Annotated in this window: 17 protein-coding genes; 11 read left to right on the top strand and 6 right to left on the bottom strand. The window is 72.0% G+C overall.

Translation table 11 applies throughout. The features are described 5' to 3' along the window. Positions 1-58: 58 nt before the first annotated feature. The 5 genes from ssuE (at position 59) to ACTMTU_RS05640 (ending at position 4,986) form a co-directional block, all read left to right on the top strand. On the top strand, positions 59-619 hold the full coding sequence (ssuE, locus tag ACTMTU_RS05660) for an NADPH-dependent FMN reductase (protein WP_441262340.1): 561 nt from the start codon (positions 59-61) through the stop codon (positions 617-619). Positions 620-696: 77 nt separating this feature from the next. Further along, the gene (locus tag ACTMTU_RS05655; RefSeq protein ID WP_441262339.1) at positions 697-1,773 is read left to right on the top strand and encodes an ABC transporter substrate-binding protein; all 1,077 of its coding nucleotides are present in this window, start codon (positions 697-699) and stop codon (positions 1,771-1,773) included. Positions 1,774-1,781: 8 nt separating this feature from the next. Beyond that, complete coding sequence (locus tag ACTMTU_RS05650) at positions 1,782-2,621, top strand: ABC transporter ATP-binding protein (protein ID WP_441262338.1); 840 nt, start codon at positions 1,782-1,784, stop codon at positions 2,619-2,621. Further along, positions 2,618-3,523: an ABC transporter permease gene (locus tag ACTMTU_RS05645; RefSeq protein ID WP_441262337.1), complete on the top strand. Its 906-nt coding sequence runs from the start codon at positions 2,618-2,620 to the stop codon at positions 3,521-3,523. The genes ACTMTU_RS05650 and ACTMTU_RS05645 overlap by 4 nt, the downstream gene beginning before the upstream one ends. Positions 3,524-3,624: 101 nt before the next feature. After that, positions 3,625-4,986, top strand: a complete 1,362-nt coding sequence (locus ACTMTU_RS05640) for an LLM class flavin-dependent oxidoreductase (RefSeq protein ID WP_441262336.1) — start codon at positions 3,625-3,627, stop codon at positions 4,984-4,986. A gap of 300 nt (positions 4,987-5,286) precedes the next feature. On the opposite strand, the gene ACTMTU_RS05635 is transcribed toward ACTMTU_RS05640, so the two are convergent. Next, positions 5,287-5,790, bottom strand: coding sequence for a nucleoside deaminase (locus ACTMTU_RS05635; RefSeq protein ID WP_441262335.1), 504 nt, complete (start codon positions 5,788-5,790; stop codon positions 5,287-5,289). A 379-nt stretch (positions 5,791-6,169) separates the two neighbouring features. Between ACTMTU_RS05635 and ACTMTU_RS05630 the strand changes: the two genes are divergently transcribed. Then, on the top strand, positions 6,170-6,994 hold the full coding sequence (locus ACTMTU_RS05630) for a nucleotidyltransferase domain-containing protein (RefSeq protein WP_441262334.1): 825 nt from the start codon (positions 6,170-6,172) through the stop codon (positions 6,992-6,994). A 209-nt stretch (positions 6,995-7,203) separates the two neighbouring features. Here the strand turns inward: ACTMTU_RS05630 and ACTMTU_RS05625 are convergent, their stop codons facing one another. Next, the gene (locus ACTMTU_RS05625) at positions 7,204-7,965 is read right to left on the bottom strand and encodes an SDR family NAD(P)-dependent oxidoreductase (RefSeq protein WP_441262333.1); all 762 of its coding nucleotides are present in this window, start codon (positions 7,963-7,965) and stop codon (positions 7,204-7,206) included. Between the two features lie 126 nt (positions 7,966-8,091). On the opposite strand from ACTMTU_RS05625, the gene ACTMTU_RS05620 reads away from it, so the two are divergent. Beyond that, positions 8,092-9,204 (top strand): CapA family protein, encoded by a 1,113-nt coding sequence (locus ACTMTU_RS05620; RefSeq protein ID WP_441262332.1) that lies wholly within the window; start codon positions 8,092-8,094, stop codon positions 9,202-9,204. 125 nt (positions 9,205-9,329) lie between these two features. On the opposite strand, the gene ACTMTU_RS05615 is transcribed toward ACTMTU_RS05620, so the two are convergent. After that, positions 9,330-10,796 (bottom strand): purine-cytosine permease family protein, encoded by a 1,467-nt coding sequence (locus tag ACTMTU_RS05615; protein WP_441262331.1) that lies wholly within the window; start codon positions 10,794-10,796, stop codon positions 9,330-9,332. Between the two features lie 68 nt (positions 10,797-10,864). Here ACTMTU_RS05615 and ACTMTU_RS05610 point away from each other — a divergent pair, with 68 nt between their 5' ends. Both ACTMTU_RS05610 and ACTMTU_RS05605 read left to right on the top strand, forming a co-directional pair. Then, on the top strand, positions 10,865-11,506 hold the full coding sequence (locus ACTMTU_RS05610; protein ID WP_441262330.1) for a TetR/AcrR family transcriptional regulator: 642 nt from the start codon (positions 10,865-10,867) through the stop codon (positions 11,504-11,506). Between the two features lie 20 nt (positions 11,507-11,526). After that, a complete protein-coding gene (locus ACTMTU_RS05605; protein WP_441262329.1) occupies positions 11,527-13,152 on the top strand; it encodes an amidohydrolase in 1,626 nt (541 codons plus the stop codon). Between the two features lie 50 nt (positions 13,153-13,202). Here the strand turns inward: ACTMTU_RS05605 and ACTMTU_RS05600 are convergent, their stop codons facing one another. Together ACTMTU_RS05600 and ACTMTU_RS05595 are read right to left on the bottom strand one after the other, a co-directional pair. Next, on the bottom strand, positions 13,203-13,778 hold the full coding sequence (locus ACTMTU_RS05600) for an SMI1/KNR4 family protein (RefSeq protein WP_441262328.1): 576 nt from the start codon (positions 13,776-13,778) through the stop codon (positions 13,203-13,205). A 122-nt stretch (positions 13,779-13,900) separates the two neighbouring features. Then, entirely contained in the window at positions 13,901-14,422 is a 522-nt protein-coding gene (locus tag ACTMTU_RS05595; protein WP_441262327.1) for a nucleotide triphosphate diphosphatase NUDT15, read from the bottom strand. A gap of 242 nt (positions 14,423-14,664) precedes the next feature. Here ACTMTU_RS05595 and ACTMTU_RS05590 point away from each other — a divergent pair, with 242 nt between their 5' ends. Both ACTMTU_RS05590 and ACTMTU_RS05585 read left to right on the top strand, forming a co-directional pair. After that, a complete protein-coding gene (locus tag ACTMTU_RS05590) occupies positions 14,665-15,222 on the top strand; it encodes a M23 family metallopeptidase (RefSeq protein WP_441262326.1) in 558 nt (185 codons plus the stop codon). A 188-nt stretch (positions 15,223-15,410) separates the two neighbouring features. After that, a complete protein-coding gene (locus ACTMTU_RS05585; RefSeq protein ID WP_441262325.1) occupies positions 15,411-15,959 on the top strand; it encodes a hypothetical protein in 549 nt (182 codons plus the stop codon). 145 nt (positions 15,960-16,104) lie between these two features. Here ACTMTU_RS05585 and ACTMTU_RS05580 read toward each other — a convergent pair whose 3' ends face one another. Further along, positions 16,105-16,962: a universal stress protein gene (locus tag ACTMTU_RS05580; RefSeq protein ID WP_441262324.1), complete on the bottom strand. Its 858-nt coding sequence runs from the start codon at positions 16,960-16,962 to the stop codon at positions 16,105-16,107. Positions 16,963-17,105: the final 143 nt, after the last annotated feature.

Here is a 17,105-nt window from a genome sequence, read left to right as displayed (position 1 = left end):
TTCGGCATTCCCCCGCTGCGATTCTGCCGGGCTGCCGTATTTCGTCCAGGAGGCTGCTTTGCCGTCCGTCGTCGCCATTTCCGGAAGCCCGTCCGCCGATTCCCGGACCGCTCGCGTGGTCCATCATGTGCTCCACCGGCTCGCTGCCGGTGGGCGGGGCGCGGACCACATCGTCGTACGAGACCTGCCCGCGCAGGAACTGCTCAGGGGGTCGCTCGCGCACCCCGCGCTGGTGCAGGCGCTGGAGGCTGTGGCCGGCGCCGAGGGCGTTGTCGTGGCCACGCCTGTTTACAAGGCCTCGTACAGCGGTCTTGTGAAGGTGTTCCTCGATCTGCTGCCGCAGGCCGGGCTGGCCGGGAAAACGGTGCTGCCGCTCGTTACCGGCGGCAGCCTCGCGCACATGCTCGCGATGGACTACGCCCTGCGCCCGGTGCTGTCGGCGCTGGGCGCCCGCCATGTGGTGCCCGGTGCGTTCCTGCTGGATTCGGCGATCGAGCGTCTGGGGGCGGACGCGTGCCGGGTCGACCCGGCGGCGGAGCTGCGGCTGCTGGAGGCAGTGGACGGGTTCACCCGTGCGCTCACCGGCCGGGAGTCACTCACCCTCACCACAAGCGCCTGAGCTCCGTACGCCTCCTTTCCCGCTCTCTCCGCTCTCTCACCATGTCTCCCCATCTCTCCCTGAACAGGAAGTTCCCCATGAGTACGTTGCCCCCGGCGGACCGACGCCGGTTCCTCGCCCTGCTCGGTCTCTCGGCGGTCGCGGTCGGCTGCGGCAGGGCCGTGGGGGGCGGGTCCTCCGGCAAGGGCAGGACCAGGACCCTTCGCTACCAGGGCTGGACCGGCCAGGTCACCCCCGCAGAACTCGCGCAGGACCTCGGGCATCTGGAGGACGTGAAGCTGGAGTGGGTCGGCAACACCATCAGCGGCCCTCAGGACATCCAGTCGGCGGCCACGGGCCAGACCGACTTCGGCGGCGCGTTCAACGGCGCGGTGGTCAAGCTCGCGGCCAACGGCACCCCGGTCAAGGCCGTCATCAGCTACTACGGCTCCGACAAGGATGCCTACAGCGGCTATTACGTACTCGCCGACAGCCCGATCCGCTCCGCACGCGACCTCATCGGCAAGAGGGTCGGCATGAACACCCTTGGCGCGCACTCGGAAGCCATGCTGGCCATATACCTCCAGCGCGGCGGCGTCTCCGCCGCGGACGCCGCCCGGGTCGAGTCGCTCGTCGTACCGCCGGTCAACACCGAGCAGTCCCTGCGCCAGAAACAGATCGACGTCGCCGTGCTGAGCGGCGTGCTCCGGGACAAGGCGCTCGCGAACGGCGGCCTGCGGCCGCTCTTCACCGACCACCAGCTCCTCGGTTCCTTCAGCGCCGGGACGTATGTCATGACCGAGCGGTTCATCGAGCAGAACCCCGACACGGTACGGACGTTCGTCACCGGCGTGGGGCGCGCGCTCGACTGGTCGCGCACCACGCCCCGCGACGAGGTCGTCGCGCGCATGACGGAGATCGTCAAGAAGCGTGGACGGAACGAGGACGTCGCCACGCTGCGCTATTGGAGGTCGTTCGGCGTCGCACGGCCCGGCGGTCGCATCGCCGGTGACGAATTCCGGCTCTGGATCGACTGGCTGGCCGAGCGCGGCGACATCGACCGGGACCGGGTCCGGCTCGACGCGCTCTACAGCAACGACTACAACGTCGCGCCGTCGCCGTCGCCGTCGCCTTCGGCGCCGACGGCGACGGCGACGGCGACGAGCGGGAGGTGAGGGGCACCGTGGCTGATTCCGTGAACGGGCACACGGCCAAGATCGTCTTCGACGGTGTGCGCAAGGAGTTCCCCGTCAAGGGCAGGGACGGCGAACGGTCCGCGGTCACCGCCCTGGACGGCATCGACCTCACGGTGGGAGCCGGCGAGTTCATCGTCGTGGTGGGCCCCAGCGGCTGCGGCAAGTCGTCCCTGCTGGATCTGCTCGGCGGCCTGTCCCGGCCCACCTCGGGCAGCATCCTGCTCGACGGCTCACCGGTCACCGGTCCCGGTCTGGACCGGGGCATCGTGTTCCAGCAGTACGCGCTGCTGCCCTGGCGCACCGCCCAGGGCAACGTCGAGTTCGGTCTGGAGGCCACCGGCGTACCGAGACGTGAACGCACCGCCCGCGCCAGGGAGTTCCTGGACCTGGTGGGGCTGAGCGGGTTCGAGGGCCGTCATCCGCACGAGCTGTCGGGCGGCATGCGGCAACGGGTCGCGATCGCGCGGAGCCTCGCGTACGACCCGGACGTACTGCTGATGGACGAGCCGTTCGCGGCGCTGGACGCCCAGACCAGGGAGTCCCTCCAGGACGAACTGCTGCGCATCTGGCGGCGCACCGGAAAGACGGTCGTGTTCATCACGCACGGCATCGACGAAGCCGTCCACCTGGGACAGCGCGTGGCCGTCATGACCTCCCGGCCCGGCCGGATCAAGGAAGTCGTACCGATCGACCTGCCCGCCCGCACCAGCAGCGACGATCCGCGCTCCAGTCCCGAGTTCGCCCGGTACCGGCACCGGATCTGGTCGCTGCTGCGCGATGAGGTGTCCAGGGCCCAGCAGGAGGAAAGAGAAGGAGTCGCCGTATGAGTCCCGTGACCGAAGCAGGCACCGGCCTCGCCCCGCATCCCGTGGCGCGCCCCCAGGGTGCCGCTCCGCAGCCGGTGGCCGTCCCGGCCGCTCCCCCGCCCCGCCGCAAGCGGTTCCGCCGGGCCGCCCGGCGGTCGGCGCACGGCCTCCTCAGGGCCGGCACCAAATCGGTGGCGGTCGTGGCGCTGGTCCTGCTGTGGGAGGCGGCGCCCCGCTTCGGGCTGGTCGACCGGACGTTCCTGCCCCCGTTCAGTGAGGTCGCCCAGGCGTGGTGGCAACTCGCCCTCGACGGACAGCTCTCCGACAACGCGAGCGCCAGCCTCACCCGTTCACTCAGCGGCTTCGGGATCGCGGTGGCGCTCGCCGTCCCTCTCGGGCTGCTGATCGGCTGGTACCGGCCGGTGGCGGACCTCCTCGGGCCGCTGCTGGAAGTGTTCCGCAACACCGCCGCCCTCGCCCTGCTGCCCGTGTTCGTGCTGTTGCTGGGCATCGGGGAGACGTCCAAGATCTCGATCGTCGTGTACGCCTGCACCTGGCCGGTGCTGCTGAGCACGATCAGCGCGGTGCGCTCCGTGGATCCGACGCTGCTGAGGCTCGCCCGGTCGCTGGACCTGTCCCCCGTCCGGCTGTTCCAGAAGGTGATCCTCCCGGCGTCCGTGCCGGCCGTCTTCACGGGGATCAGGCTCGCCGGGGCGGTGTCCATCCTGGTGCTGGTCGCGGCGGAGATGATCGGCGCCAAGGCGGGGCTCGGCCATCTGATCAACAGCTCCCAGTACAACTTCGCCATCCCGCAGATGTACGCCGGGATCATCACGATCTCCGCGATCGGCGTGGCGTTCAACCAGCTCCTTGTCGCCTTGGAGCGGCGCCTCAGCTCCTGGCGGGTCCCCGCGAACGGCTGAACCGGCCCCTTCTGCTGCCTGATCCCGTTCCCGCTCCTGCCGGCTGCCGCCGCTTCCGCCCCCTCCCTGTCTTCCCCTCCCTCACCGCCAAGGACTTCGCCATGCCTTCCTCGCCACCTCGCCACCTGCACCTCAACGCCTTTCTGATGAACGCGGGCCACCACGACGCCGCCTGGCGGCATCCCCTCACCGAACCGGAACGCGTCACCGACCTGACGTACTTCCAGCAGCTGGCGAGGACCGCCGAACGGGGCCTGCTCGACTCGGTGTTCCTCGCCGACGGGCTGACCCTGCCGGGCAATGTCCGCCACAACGCCCTGGGCGGCTTCGAGCCGCTCACGCTCCTGTCGGCGCTGGCCGCCGTCACCGAGCACATCGGGCTCATCGCCACCGTCTCGACCACGTTCAACGAACCGTTCACCACGGCCCGCGCGTTCGCCTCCCTCGACCACCTGAGCGGCGGCCGGGCCGGATGGAACATCGTGACCTCCGGAAACGTCGACGAGGCCCGGAACTTCGGGCGGGACGAACACCTCGAGCACGGCCTCCGCTACGAGCGGGCGCGGGAGTTCGTCGACGTCGCCGTGAAGCTGTGGGACAGCTGGGAGGACGACGCGATCGTCCTCGACCGAGCGAACGGCGTCTACGCCGACACCGACAAGGTCCGGCCGATCGACCACCGGGGAACGCACTTCCAGGTGCGCGGCCCCTTGAATGTGCCCCGCTCTCCGCAGGGGCGCCCGCTGCTGGTGCAGGCGGGATCGTCGGAGGCGGGCAGGGAGTTCGCCGCCCGGTACGCGGAAGCGGTGTTCACCGCGCAGCAGACCCTGGCCGACGCGCAGGAGTTCTACAAGGACCTCAAGAGCCGGGCGGCACGCCACGGTCGCGCGGAGGAGGACGTGAGGATCCTGCCCGGCGTCTGCCCGGTGATCGGTTCGACCGAGGCGGAGGCCCGGGCCCTGGCACAGCAGCTCACGGACCTCCAGGTGCCCGAGTACGGCGTGGCCCAGCTCTCCGGGATGCTCGGGACCGACCTGACGGGTCTGCCCCTGGACGGGCCGCTGCCGGAACTCCCGGACGAGCGGGACATCAACGGCAACAAGAGCCGCTTCAGGCTCGTCGCCGAACTGGCCCGGCGGGAGGGGCTCACCCTGCGGGAGCTGATCGCCCGGCTCGGCGGCGGTCGTGGTCACCATGTGATCGCCGGCACCGCGGAGCAGATCGCCGACCACCTCCAGCAGTGGTTCACCGAGGGAGCTGCCGACGGTTTCAACATCATGCCGCCGTACTTCCCTGGCGGGCTCGACCACTTCGTCGACCAGGTCGTGCCGGTCCTCCAGGCTCGCGGCCTGTTCCGCACCGAATACACCGGCAGCACGCTGCGCGACCACTACGGGCTTTCTAGGCCGGTCGGCTCCCGTGCCGGTCTGCCCGCAGCGGTCCCGGCGCGGCAGCCCGCCTGACCGGGACGGCCGAACCGTTCGCTCCCGCTGTCCGGTGTGAGGCCTGGCCGCAGCCACTGCCGGTGGACGGTGCCCAGGGCGTCGGCCCGTCCACCGGCACCTGCGTCGGTTCCGTCCCCCGCCGCCCGGGGCGTCCGTCCTTCACGCCCGGGCGGCCGGCTGCACAACGGGTCCGGACACGATCTTCACCACTTCGCGGGGTCACCGGCCTCGGCCCGGACGGTGGCCTGTGCGGCGGCGAGGAGTCCCATGGTGGCGTGCGACGTGTGCTTCCACCGGATCTCCGAGAGAACTTCCGTGTCAGTAGTCGATGCGGTCGGACTTGGCCAGCCACGCGTCGAACGGCGCCGTACGGTTCGGCAGGTCCAGCCGCTCGACCGGCATCGGCCACATCGACGCGGGCTTCTTGTCGAACAGGTCGTAGAACCTGCGGTCGTCGAAGCCGGCCACCGCGGCATCGTGCCGGTCGGCGGCGTAGACGATACGGTCGACGCGCGCCCACAGCGCGGAGGAGAGGCACATCGGACACGGCTCGCACGAGGTGACCAGGACGCAGCCCTCGAGCGAGAAGGTGGCCAGTTGCTTGCAGGCGGCGCGCATCGCGCTCACCTCGGCGTGCGCCGTCGGGTCCAGGGTCGCTGTGACCTGGTTGTTGCTGATCGCGACGATCTCGCCGCCCTTGGCGACCAGTGCGCCGAACGGACCGCCGCCGTTCGTCACGCTGTTGCATGCCGATCTGATCGCCTCGTCCATCCAGCCGCGCTCGAGTTCCTGGATACTCGTTTCCTGGGTGTGTGCGGTCACGGTCGCTCCTCATTTCCCGATGCCGGCCTCAACGGCGGTGCTCCCCCCGCGGCAGGCCGGAGGGAATCCACGGCACTCATCTCTTGCTTCCTTGCAACTTGTTGAGGAGTACACAGCCACCCGAGTGGAAGGTGCCAGGAGTAAAAGACATGAAAGCGGCCGCAGGCTGTCCGTAGATTTCTACGAGATCCGGTCGGACCTGCGGCAGGGGCCGGCTCCCGCTCGGCGGGCCCGACCCGCCCGGACCCACCGCGCCGCTAGAATCCCGCCCCATGGGCGTCTCCTGAGCCGGCCGTCACGGCCACAGCCATCCGCGCCCGGCAGTGTGCCGGGCGTCCGCACGCGTGCCCGCGCGCTCACTCAGGAGACCGCCACCATCATGTCCTCTCGCTCCGCCTGCCCCGCACTCGACGCCCGCATCGCCCGGCTCCGGGAGATCGCCCGGTCCGAAGAGCGTCTGGAAGGCATTCTGCTCTACGGGTCCTGGACCCTCGGCGAGGCCGACGCACACTCCGACATCGAGGCATACCTGTACGTCGACGACGAGCACGTCGGTGACTTCGACGGCCGGGCGTTCCTGGAACAACTCGCCCCGCTCGAGCTGGCGTACACCAACATGTACGGGATCCTCGCCGTCGTCTTCGACGACCTGATGCGCGGCGAGTTCCACATCACGCCCGCCGGCGCCGGCATCGACGAAGTCCCCACCTGGGAGGGGACGGTGCACCTTCCCCGTCCCGAGGCCGCTGTCCTGCTGGACCGCACCGGCCGTCTGACGCGGGCCGCCCGGCGCCTCGCTGCGTTCCGGCCGCCGGAGCCCGCCGGCACCGCCCAGCAGCTCACCGACGAGCTGACCAATTGGACGCTCATGCTGGCCCACGTCCTGGCCCGCGGCGAAGTGGCCCGCGCCCACGCCCTGCTGCACTCGGTCGTCGCGCCGCAGCAACTGCAGCTCTGCCGTCTCCTGCGCGACAGCACCGCCCACTGGCTGACCCCCAGCCGGGCTTTGGAACAGGATCTGCCCGCCGCCGACCGCGCCCGCTACACGGCCGGCACCGCCGCCGCCCGCGAGGAGGAGGTACGCACGGCGGCCCGCAACGGCTGGCGCTGGAGCCGGGACCTGGTCGCCGAGGCCGCCGAACGCTGGAACGTCCGTGTGCCGAGCGGGCTGCATGAGGAGATCAGCGGCCTGCTGGCGACGTAACACCGGGAACGGGGGCGGGGACGGTGTGGTGGAGGGGAGCCGATGACGTTCGAGCCGGGTCGGCGGTGTGTCGGGCCGGGCACGGCGACCACCACCCTCCCGGGCCCGTCGGCCCTGCGCGGCCCCGCACGGCCCCCGGCTGCGGCGAGCCCCGCGCGCCGGGGCCTGTCATCGTCCGCGACCGCCCGGCGTCCCCTCGCGCCTCACCCTCAAGTGCGCAGGTGGGACGCGCCATTGAGGTCGAGCACCGCCCCGGACGACCAGACGGCCCCGGGTGAGGCGAGGTAGAGCACGGCCTCTGCCACCTCCTCGGCCGTCCCGACCCGCCCGAAGGGGCTTTCGCCACGCAGCGCCTCGCCGCCCTGCCCCGCCAGCTTCTCGGCCTGCCGTTCCGTCGCGACGAAGCCCGGGGCCACGGACGTCACCGAGATCCCGTGCGGCGCCAGTGCGACGGCCATCGACTGCCCGAACGCGTGCAGCGCGGCCTTGCTCGCGCCGTACGCGGGGAAGTCGGGCTCTCCCCGGAACGCGCCGCGGGAGCCGACGTTGACGATGCTGCCCGTCGCGCCCCGGTCGACGAGGTGCCTGGCGACGCCGTACGTCAGGTTCGCCGCGCCGAGCAGATTGACGTCGATCATGCGCTGCCAGGACCGCTGCCAATCCTCGTAGGAGACGTCGGCCACGCAGTGCCGGTTCTCGGCGGAGGGCGCGACGGCGGCGTTGTTGACCAGGACCTCGACCCCGCCCAGCGTCGCCACGGCATCGTCGACGATGCGTCGCGCCACGGCCGGATCGCTGATGTCGCCGGCGACAAGAGTGTGGCCGTGGCCGGGCAACCGCCGCAGTGTCTCCTCGGCGTCCTCGCGCCGGGCCGCGTAATGGACCGCCACGGCGTCGCCCTGTTCCGCGAACGCCACCGCGACGGCGCGGCCGATCCCCCGCGACGCTCCGGTGACCAGTACCCGCCTCATCGGTTCTCCTTCAGCTTCGGCATCCGCCCGACGGTAGCCGGTCGTCGCGAGCCGGCCCGATCCGCCCGTGGGTGACGGCAGAAGCGGCCGGGACGGCACCGTGACGGAGCGGACTACCGTGGAGCCATGGGCAGTGGCCTCGTCACCCTGTTCCTCAGCGGTGACGTGATGCTCGGCCGCGGCGTGGACCAGATCCTTCCGCACCCCGGCGATCCGGCCCTGTCCGAGCCCTACGTCCGCGACGCGCGTGCCTACGTCGAGATGGCGGAGGCGGTGAACGGCAAGGTTCCCCGCCCGGTCCCCTTCTCCTGGCCCTGGGGCGACGCGCTGCCGGTGCTCGACGAAGCCGGGCCCGACGTGCGGGTGCTGAATCTCGAGACCTCAGTGACGCGGAGCGACGACGCGACCGACGGCAAGGAGGTCCTCTACCGGATGAACCCTGCGAATCTGCCCTGCCTGACGGCGGCCCGTCCCGATGTCTGCGTCCTCGCCAACAACCATGTCCTGGACTACGGCCGCCGAGGGCTGGAGGAGACACTCGCGGTCCTCGCGGACGCGGGCCTGCGCACGGCCGGCGCGGGACGGGACCTGGCGGCCGCCCGGCGGTGCGCGAGCCTCCCGCTGGACGGCGGCCGGCGGGTGCTCGTCGTCTCACTCGGCACGGAGTCCAGCGGTGTCCCGCCGGAGTGGGCGGCCACCGCACGGCGCAGCGGGGTCCACTTCGCCGCCGACCCGTCGCCCGCCGTCGCGGCGGACGTGACGGCTCGGCTGCGCGAGGTGAGGCGGCCGGGCGACGTGACGGTCGTGTCCGTGCACATGGGATCCAACTGGGGTTACCAGGTCCCGCGCGGCGAAGTGCGTTTCGCCCACGCGCTGATCGACGGCGGCGCGGACATCGTGCACGGGCACTCGTCCCACCATCCGCGGCCCGTGGAGGTGTACCGCGGCCGACTCGTCCTCTACGGCTGCGGGGACCTGATCAACGACTACGAGGGCATCGGCGGCTACGAGCGGTACCGGGACGACCTGCGTCTGCTGCACCTCGCCTCGGTCGATCCCGCCACCGGCGCTCTCCACGAGGTCAGGATCGTTCCCCTGCAGGCGCGGCGGCTGCGGCTGACGCACGCCTCCGCGTCCGACTGCCGTCTCGTGCACGATGTCCTGGGCCGGATCAGCCACGGCCTGGGCGTCCGCGTGCAGGCCGAGCCGGACGGCTCGATCACGGCCCGGCCGACCTGAGGGCCCTTCCCGGCCCGGTACCTGACCGCCGGCACCCACCGGCAGGTAGCCGCGGTGGTCGACGACGGCACCTTGTAGGTGGTCGGCGCCGGTACGGACCGGACACGGCACAGGGTCCGGCTCGCTCACGCGGTCGGGCTCCGCGAGGCGCGCACGTCGTCGGAGTTCCGCATCATGAGCGCGTAGACGCATGCGGCGACGATCATGCCGACGGGCAGGGCGAGGTCCACTCCGCCCAGGGCACGCGCCACGGGCCCCGTGTAGAGCGTGTTCACGCTGAGGGCCGCCGCGGCGACGCCGGAGACGAGGGCGACGGCGCCCGCCGGGTTGACGCCGGCGGTGTACCAGAAGGGGCTGCCGGTGGTCTCGTCCATGAGCACGGGCCCGTCGTAGCGGTTACGGCGTATCAGGATGTCGGTGGCGTAGACGGCCATGGCGGGACCGAGGAGGACGACGGTCAACTGGAGGACGTTGCTGACGGTGTCGAGGAAGTTGGAGACGAGGAGCCCGTACAGGGTGAGCGAGACGGCGGCGGCCCCGTCGACGAGCACGCTGCGGGAGCGGCGGATGCGGAGGCCGACGGCCTGGAGGGCGAGGCCGGCGCTGTAGGCGGTCAGGGCGTTGATGGCGATGGTGCCGACGATCAGCGCGAGCAGGAACACCGGGTGGAACCAGCCGGGAAGGATCGTCTCGAGTCCGGTCTGCGGGTCGGTCATGTCGACCGCGGTCGCGGCGAAGGCGCCGAGTGAGCTGACGACGACGCTCGGCACGAAGCCACCCAGAGCGGTCCAGCCGATGACCGCCTTCGCCGACGTAGTGCGGGGCAGATAGCGGGAGAAGTCGGCGCTGGTGGTGTACGAGAGCGGGCCGGATCCGACGAGGGTGACACCGGCGAGAAGGACCGTCCACAGGTCGACGCCGGTCAGCGGCTCGGCCGGCGTGTAGCCGAAGTCGGTGTGCCGGACGACGGCGACGGCCACGACGGCGAAGGCTGCCGTGAGGGCCAGCGTGATCGGGAGGTACAGCTTCATGATCATGCCGTGGCCGTAGACGCCGATGGCCAGGGTGAGGGCGGCGACGACCACCACCACGGCGACCTTGACGCCGGTGTCCGCCGTGATGCCGGCCTTCTCCACGAGGGCGAAGGCGGCGGTCGCGGCGGCGGCCAGGTTGAGGGCGAAGTAGCAGACGGAGATCATCCAGCCGACGATCGCGTTGTTCACGCGGTTGCCCCTGATCCCGTACATCGCCCGTGTGATCACCTCGCTGGGCGCGCCGGCGGCCGGGCCGGAGACGGAGAGCAGCCCGGTGAGGACCCAGAACAGGTTGCCCACCACGATCACGGCGAGGGCCTGCCACAGGCTCAGGCCCATGAGGACCAGGGCTCCGCCGACGACCAGGCTGAGGTAGTTGACGTTGGCCGCCGCCCAGACGGAGAAGAGCCGGCGTGGCCGGCCATGGCGCTCGTGGTCGGGGATGTGGTCGATGCCGTGCGCCTCGACGCGGACCGGGCGGTCCTCCGGCGGCTGGGAGGCCCCGTCGGGCGTGGCGTGCGTGCCGGGACGCGGGTGGTCGGGAATCGTGGACGCCATGGGCCCCTCCGGGTGCTGGTCTACCCACCTGCTTGTTTGTTGGTCGCAAACTCAATAGCATCGATTCCATGTCGTCAAGCACTCAGAACAAACGAATCCGCAAGTCTCCGGCCGATAGACGTGCGGAAATCGTTGCGGCGGCCGCGATGGTCGCCCTGACCGAGGGGCTGGAATGCATCACGCTCCGGCGCATCGCGGAGGAGCTCGACGTCCGCCCGGGACTGATCAGTCACTACTTCCCCGCGGTGGAGGACCTGGTGGCCGAGGCGTACGGCACCGCCGCCGGTTCCGAGCTCGACGGCCTCCTCCCGGCCGACCGGGCAGGGGCCACGCCCACGCACCACTTGGCGCGGTTCTTCGCCCGCGCGACGGGACCGGAGTACGACGACATCAGCCGGCTCTGGCTCAACGCCCGGCACCTCAGCCGCTACCGGCCCGCCCTGCGCGAGCGTGTCGCCGTACAGGAGGCCGCGTGGCGCGACCGGCTCGGCGGTCTCATCCGTGACGGGGTCGACCAGGGCGAGTTCCGCACCGCCGACCCGGCGGTGACGGCCATTCAGATCCTCGTCGTCATCGACGGTCTCGGCGTCCACGCCAACAGCGGCACCGGCGACCGCCCGCCCGCCGTCGTACGCATGGCCGTCACCACCGCGGAACGCGAACTGGGCCTGCCCGCCGGAACGTTGACCGCTGCCGTCACTTCGAACTGACCTTTTCCAAGGAGCTCCTTGTGCGCACCTCGCTCGTCCTGCTCTCTGCCCGTCTCCTCGACCCGGCCTCCGGCTCGTTCCTGTCCGGGACCGCGCTCGCCGCGGCCGGCGGCCGGATAACCGCCATCGGCGACGACCGGGAGATCCGTGCGCTCGCCGACCCCTCGACGACGGTGATCGACCTCAAGGGCGCCGTGGTGACCCCCGGTCTCGTGGACGGGCACCTGCATCCCGTCACCGGCGCCGAACTCACCCACGGTCTCGACCTGTCGGGCTGCGCCGATCTCGACGACGTGCGCCGGGCGCTGGCCCGCGAGGCGGCGGGCCTCGCGCCCGGGGCGTGGCTGCACGGCTGGGGCCTCGACCCCAACGTGTTCGCGGACGGGCCCGTGTCGACCGCTCCTTTCGACGTCGTGCTGGAAGGGGTTCCCGCCCTCCTCCTGCTCTTCGACGCCCACTCCATGCTCGCCAGCCGGCGGGCCCTGGAACTCGCCGGCGTCGACGGGCCGCGCAGCTTCGACCAGGCCTCGGCCGAGGTCGTCTGCGACGAGGCGGGCCGGCCCACCGGTCTGCTGCTCGAGGACGCCGCCTGCGAGCTCGTCGAGCGCACCGCCCCGCAGCCCACCCGCGCCGAACGCCGCGACCGGCTCGCCGCCGCCCTGCGCGCCATGGCCGCCTCCGGGCTCACCGGCGGCCACGCCATGGACGCGAACGGCGACAGCCTGGAGCTCTACGCCGAACTCGACGCCGCCGGGGAACTGCCGGTACGGCTACGGGTCGCGCCCTGGTGCCAGCCCGGCATCGACGCCGACGCGCTGCAGGCGCTGATCGAACAGCAGGGCACCGGCGGCGCGCTGTGGCGGACCGAGGGCGTGAAGCTCTTCATGGACGGCACCATCGACAACGGCACCGCGTGGCTGGAGCGGCCCGACTGCCACGGAGAGTCCACCCACGCCTTCTGGCCCGACCCCGCCGAGTACACCCGAGTCATCGGCCGGCTCCACCGGGCCGGGGTGCCCACCGCTACGCACGCCATCGGCGACGCGGCCGTCCGGCACGCCCTCGACTCCGTCGAGAAGGCGCAGGCCGAGGGCGGACGGGAGGTGCGGCACCGGATCGAGCACATCGAGACCGTGCCCGACGACACGCTGCGCCGCTTCGCCGCGCTCGGCGTCGCGGCCTCCATGCAGCCCACCCACTGCTGTGACTTCACCCGCGCCGACCACACCGACAACTGGTCGCGCCGCCTCGGCGAGGAACGCGCCTCACGCGCCTGGCGCTGCCGCGACCTGTGGGACTCCGGCGCGACCGTCGTGCTCGGCTCCGACTGGCCCATCGCCCCCTACCCTCCGCTGGGTGTCATGGCAGGCGCCCGCCACCGCCGGCCCGGCCGGGACCTCACCCGGCCCCCGCACGGACCCCAGCAGGCGCTCACCGCGCTGGAGGCGCTCCAGGGAATGACCGTCAACGCCGCTTGGGCCGCGGGTGAGACACGGGAGGCCGGCCGGCTCGCGGTGGGCCACCGCGCCGACCTGACGGCCTTCGCCGCCGACCCGCTCAGCACGGCCGCCACCGAGCTGCCGGACGTTCCCGTGCTGCTCACCGTCCTCGACGGCGGCCCCACGCATCGTGCCCCGAGCATGTGACACCTCCGGCGCGCCGGCCGGGCTGTGGACCCGCGAGCGGCTGCAGCGGGTCAGTCGCGCCCCCAGCCCGGCGGCAGCATGTCCCAGGAATCGTGGCGGAGCCACTCGTCGAACGTCGCCGGGCGGGCGCTGCCCGCATGGTCGAGGGACAGCGGGACGATCAGATCGCAGGTGGCACGGCCGTCCCACCACACCGTGCCGGCGAGAGGACCGGTGACCGCCAACAACGTGGAGAAGCCGCAGCCGTGCTCCTGCAGGACCACGGCTCCGGCGGTCTTGCGGTCCTCGAAGTCCCCGCACTCGTCGTCCCACGCCTGCCAGGCCTCCTCGTGTGCCTGCTCGTCGGCGAAATCCTCCGGCCGGGGCTCACGCGCGTCCAGCTCCGCGTCCGCCGTCACGTACGAGTCGGGGTGCGGGAAGGGCAGTCCCAGCAGCTCCGCCGGCGCCGGAGAGCCGGCGCCCCAGTCCCAGCCCCACTCCTTCCGGCACGGCCTGAGAACCCGCTTGGCGGGCTTCGCCTCCATCAGATACACGCGGTAGGCCTGCGGGAAGGAGACGCCGAGCTCGCTCTCGGCCATGGCCAGCTCGACCTCGGTCAGCGGCGGGGGTACGTGCGGATGCTGCATGGCGCCGAGCCTAGGGCGGATCCGGTCGTGTGCACCCACGGGACGGCCGCCGGCGCCGGCCGGCAGCGAGCTCCGGATGCGATCGACGTCGAGTGGCCCGCATCGGCGGGCCCGGGATCCGCCTACGACATGCCCTCCGAGCCGCCGCCTCCCGGCTCACCGAAGACGGGATAGCGACGGAACCGGTCATCGGCCGCGGCCGTCGGCCCCGTTCGCCAACTCCGCAGCACCGCGGCGGACGGCGCGAACAGCGGCTCCGGCACGGCCTCCGGCGGGAACCACTCCCACCGCACGATCTTGTCCGGCTCCCGCACCCGCGGTGTACCGGCCGCCCGCGTGACGAGGGCGGCGCCCGTCACCCGCGTGAGCCCGCGCTCCCCGTCCACCAGCACGGCCCCGATGCGTACTGCCGCCGGCTCCACCCGCAGACCCGTCTCCTCCGCCAACTCCCGCGCCGCGGCCTGCTCGAACCCCTCCCCGGGGTCGACCTTCCCGCCGGGCAGCTCCCATCGTCCGTCGTGGCCGAGCCCGAGCAGCACCCGCCGTCCGCCCTCGTCGAGGACGACGACACCGACCCCGGTGAGGCTGTTGGGCGTGGGGAACGCCCGCTCAGGACGTTCCGCCGTCCGGTGGTCGTCGTGCACGGGATCTCCTGGTGTCGCGTCGCTCGGGCGGTCACGCCCGGCACCACTCCTCATCCTCGCACCGAACAGTACGACTCTGGAGCGACGGCTGGTGCGGGTGTCGTCAACCGGTCCGGTTGTTACGGGTGTTCCCTGGGCATGGTTCAGCAACAACCCTGCATAACAGGGGCAGTTGAAGCACCGCACACATCAATTCCAGCACGCGCACGCCCAGATCCCGATCGGTTCCAGGACGGAGACGCATGGTGAAGAGAACGAGAACGGTGCTGCGCAAGGCGGCCGCGGTGGCGAGCGCGGTGCTCGCCGTCGCGGGCATCGCGCTGGCGGCGGCACCACCCGCCGCCGCGGCCGACTACTACTACGAACTGCCCTACCCGGCAGGTGAGTCGTACAGGGTGACCCAGGGGCCGGAAGGCACGTTCTCGCACACCGGCCCGTACAACGAGTACGCCTGGGACTTCGGACTGCCGGAGAACTACGAGGTGTCCGCCGCGCAGGCGGGCACTGTGCTCGTCTCGGACTGGTCGCCGTACTGGCAGAACGGCATCGAGGTGATCATCCGCCACTCGAACGGCCGTTGCACCCACTATGCCCACCTGAACCGGGCGATCTACAACACCGGCGACTGGGTGCCCCAGGGCCGCATCATCGGCTGGTCCGGGAACACCGGCGCCTCCACGGCGCCCCACCTGCACTTCCAGGTGATCGACTGCAACACCCGCGTGGGCATTCCCGCCACGCTTCAGGGCTGGACGCCGAACACCGGCTCCTGGCCGGTCAGCGTGAACACCCGCGCCTGACACGGCACTTGGCTGCTCCGACCCTCCTGGCTCTTCCGGCCTCGCCGGAGAACACGACCGGACACGCCCCGCCACAGGTCCGCGGCGGGTCCGGTCGTGTGCGGGCCGTCCGGCGCGGGACCGGACGAGGTCGCGCCGAAATGGACGTCGTGACGACGCGGACCCCGCACTCGGGTGATAATCCCGCCGTGGACAACGACCATGTGGTGCCCCTGCGCGGCAGCACGCACCGGCCGGGCGCGCTGCCGGCGGCACACCCGCCGGCGTCCTGGCCCCAGTGGCAGGACGAGTACCCCGTCATGGCACCCGGCGGGCACCCGTACGTGCTCGCCGCGCTGCGGATGGCCGTCTCCGGCAACCGGCACTGGCAGCAGCAACGCCTGGTCGAGAACGACGATCTGCGGGTCAGGCTCGGGCCCCTGTTCAGCACCGTGCCGGTCAGTCACTCGCTGCTCCAGGAACCGCACGGCGGCCAGCACTGCCGCTTCAGTACCGACGGGCCCCGGCTCTGGCAGGACACCGACCCCGACCGCTGGCCGAACACTCTCTACCGGCAGCTCGAGCAACAGGACGGCCCACGGCAGGGGCTCGGCGAAGTGACGGTGGCACTGCGTCTCCTGACGAGGAGCGGCCTCACCGTGGAGGTCCGCCGGACCATAAGCGAGTGCAACGTGCGGGCGGACGCCCGTCTCCTGCTGGTCCAGCTCCCCCGGCAACTCGCCGACGACCGGTCCTGACCACCCCGGACGCCGCGACGAGGCCCGCGGCGCCGCCACACGATCCGATGGCGCCGGACCGCCCGGAATCCCGTACGCACGCCGGCGGCGCGGGCGGCGCTGCCCACGTCGCGTAGCCGCTCCCCGGAGTGACCCCGCCTCGCTGTCACTCGTGCGCGACCACCGCGACCGGTGCCCCGCAGTGGTGCATCGCGGCATGCGCGACGTGGCCGATGTGCGGGACCAGGGGCGCGCGGCGGATGTGCCGGCCGACCACCACGAGTCCCGCGTCGGCGGCCTCGGCGACCAGCACTTGCGCGCCGGCGCCCATCATGGACCGTTCCACCACGGCCACCGACGGGTGCTCCTGCCGCCAGGGCAGCAGTGCCTCGCCGAGGGCCGTCGCCGCCTCGCGTCCGGCCTCTGCCCGGGCCTCGTCGGAGTGGACGAACATCAGGGGCAGCTTCCAGCCGTGCACGGCGCGCAGGGTGCATCGGCGCCGGGCCGCCTCCTCGAAGGCGAAGGCGAGGACCGGACCGGCGGGCCGGTGGAGGTCCACCCCGACCACGACCTCCTTGTCCGGTCCGTGGCCCTGTTCGCTGCCGTCGGCGCGTACGACGACGACCGGTGCCGTCGTGGCGGCGACGGTCGCCAGCCCGACCGAGCCCATGAGAGCGCCCATCACGGTCCCCAGCCCGCGTGATCCGAGCACCAGCAGGTCCGCGTCCGCGGCCTCGACTGCGAGTGCGCCCGCGGGCCGCCCCGACATCCGGCGCCCGGAGATCCGAAGCTCCGGGTGGGCGAGCCGCAGCTCGTCAACCGCGACTTCCAGCAGCCGGTCCGCCCAGTCGCGGTGGTCGTCACGAGTGACGGTCGGCATGGCCACGGCCACCGGCAGCGGCCACTCCTCCACGTGCACCAGAAGCAGGTCCGCACCGCGCAGAGCGGCCTCCCGGGCCGCCCAGTGCGCCGCCGCGAGACTCTCGGGCGAGTTGTCCAGACCGACGGTCACATGCCCGGTCATGGTGGCTTCCTCCTTCGGATCGCTGTCTGCGGCCACCTTCCAGCCTCCCGCGCCGGCGCGCTCGGCGGCGCGACGCGGCAACGACCACAACCATGGGCCCCGACGCCCACGATCCGGTGCCCGACGCGCGGCCGGCCGACGCC

Origin of the sequence: Streptomyces sp. OZ13 (assembly GCF_052068155.1) — a bacterium.
In the GTDB taxonomy this organism is placed as follows: domain Bacteria; phylum Actinomycetota; class Actinomycetes; order Streptomycetales; family Streptomycetaceae; genus Streptomyces.
Note: the sequence above shows the minus strand (reverse complement) of the source record. Positions and strands in the feature narration are given on the sequence as shown.